The 2,372-nt window shown below is 31.0% G+C and carries 3 protein-coding genes; all 3 read left to right on the top strand.

Translation table 11 applies throughout. The features are described 5' to 3' along the window. The coding region (locus tag HOG88_RS03015; protein WP_295003015.1) for a mannose-1-phosphate guanylyltransferase/mannose-6-phosphate isomerase at positions 1-1,341 on the top strand (1,341 nt) is incomplete at its 5' end. A 4-nt stretch (positions 1,342-1,345) separates the two neighbouring features. Next, positions 1,346-1,801: an NUDIX domain-containing protein gene (locus tag HOG88_RS03020; RefSeq protein WP_295003017.1), complete on the top strand. Its 456-nt coding sequence runs from the start codon at positions 1,346-1,348 to the stop codon at positions 1,799-1,801. Beyond that, a partial coding sequence (locus tag HOG88_RS03025; RefSeq protein WP_295003019.1) for a GDP-mannose 4,6-dehydratase occupies positions 1,788-2,372 on the top strand: 585 nt, incomplete at its 3' end. The genes HOG88_RS03020 and HOG88_RS03025, both read left to right, overlap by 14 nt.

Genomic DNA, 2,372 nt, shown 5'->3' on the forward strand with positions numbered 1-2,372 from the left:
CAGTTTGTAAAATTATTTAATGAAAAGTCACTATTTCAGCTTACAGTTGAAAGAAATTCAAAACTTTGTAATACAAACTTCATAGTTTCAAATGCAGAACAGTATTTTTTAGCTTTAGATCAACAAGAAGAATTAGGTTTGCAAAATAATGATGATAAATATCTACTTGAGCCTGTAGGGAGAAATACAGCTCCTGCAATAGCTTTAGCATGTATGGCACTTGATCCACAAGAGATAGTATTAGTTACACCATCTGATCATCTAATCAAAGATGAAGAGGCTTATGCTCAAGTAGTATCAAAAGCAAAAGAATTAGCCTCTCAAGATAATCTTGTGACATTTGGAATCACTCCTACATATCCAGAAACAGGATTTGGATATATTCAGGCGAAGCCTGAAAATGATGAATGTTCAATTTTAAATGTTGAATTATTTAAAGAAAAGCCGGACCTAGAAACAGCAACTAAATACCTAGAAGAAAATTCAAAATTAAGCATTCAAAATTCACCATTAAAATTCCTTTGGAACTCTGGTATGTTTATGTTTAAAGCAGGAGTATTTTTAGAAGAACTTAAATTATACTCTCCTGAAATATATGAATCATCACAAGAAGCTTATAAATCTAAAATAATTCAAAATTCAACATTAAGAATTCAACATTCTCAGATGGAAGCTATTCCATCTGAGTCTATAGATTATGCTGTGATGGAAAAATCACAAAAAGTAAAAGTAGTACCATCTAGTATAGATTGGTCAGATTTAGGTAGCTTTGAATCGTTAGATGAAGAGATAGAATCATCAGACAATATCATATCTATAGACTCATCAAATAATCTAATATTATCAGATAAAATAGTAGCTGCTATAGATATTGAAGATTTAATAATAGTAGATACGGATGATGCTTTATTAATTTCAAAAAAGGGTAGTAGTCAAAAAGTTAAACAAGTTGTAAAACAACTAAATATTCAAAATTCAAAATTAACAATTGAACATTCGGTGGTACACCGCCCATGGGGTACTTATGAAGTATTACTTTCTACTGATAACTATAAGATAAAAAGAATAGTAGTAAAACCTGGAAAAAGATTATCTTTACAAAAGCACTTTCATAGAAATGAACACTGGATAGTAGTATCTGGAACAGCAACTGTAACAGTAGGCGATAGTATAAAACTAATACCACCAAACGAATCTACTTATATAAAAATGGGTGAAGTTCATAGACTTGAAAATCAAGGTAAAATACCTGTAGTACTAATAGAAGCACAAGTAGGTGAATATACTGGTGAAGACGATATAGTAAGATTAGAAGATGATTTTAAAAGAGAGTCAGAGTAATCTGATGCTAGATAGTAGTACGTTTAAGACAGTAGTAGATTCTACTCCTTTGATATCTATTGATTTAATTGCTAGAGATGGCAATAAAGTACTACTTGGTAAAAGAATAAACAAACCAGCAAAAGGATATTATTTTACTACAGGTGGTAGAATATATAAAAACGAAACTATTGCTAATGGAATAATCAGAATAGCAAAAGATGAACTTGGAATATCTTCAAGTATAGATCATAACTTTATAGGTGTATTTGAACACTTTTATGATGACTCTATATTTGAAAATGTTTCAACACATTATATTAATATGGCTTATGAGATTGATTTTAAATCATCAAATAGTCTACCGTGTGAACAGCATAGTAAATATGTATGGATGTCTATAGATGAACTTTTAGTTCATGATGAAGTACATGACAATGTAAAATTATATTTTAAGGATAAGAGAAATGGCAGAAAATAAGAAAAAAGTAGCACTAATCACAGGAATCACAGGACAAGATGGTTCTTACCTAGCAGAATTTTTACTTAAAAAAGGTTATGAAGTACATGGTATGAAAAGAAGATCAAGTCTTTTTAATACAGATCGTATTGACCACCTTTATCAAGATCCTCATGAAGAAAATGTAGATTTAACTCTTCACTTTGGAGATATGACTGATTCTATGAATATCACTAAATTAATCCAAGAGATACAACCAGATGAGATTTATAACTTAGCTGCTATGTCACATGTAGCTGTATCGTTTGAAACTCCCGAATATGTATCAAATGCCGATGGTACAGGAACACTACGAATCCTTGAAGCTGTTAAGCTTTTAGGACTAACAAACAAAACTAGAATATACCAAGCATCTACATCTGAACTATATGGAAAAGTACAAGAAGTACCTCAAAGTGAAACTACACCGTTTTATCCAAGAAGCCCATATGCAGTAGCTAAGATGTACGCATACTGGATCACTGTAAACTATAGAGAAGCTTATGGTATGTTTGCCTCAAACGGAATACTATTTAACCATGAATCACCTGTA

The sequence above is a fragment of the Sulfurimonas sp. genome (assembly GCF_018698455.1).
Classification (GTDB): Bacteria; Campylobacterota; Campylobacteria; order Campylobacterales; family Sulfurimonadaceae; genus Sulfurimonas.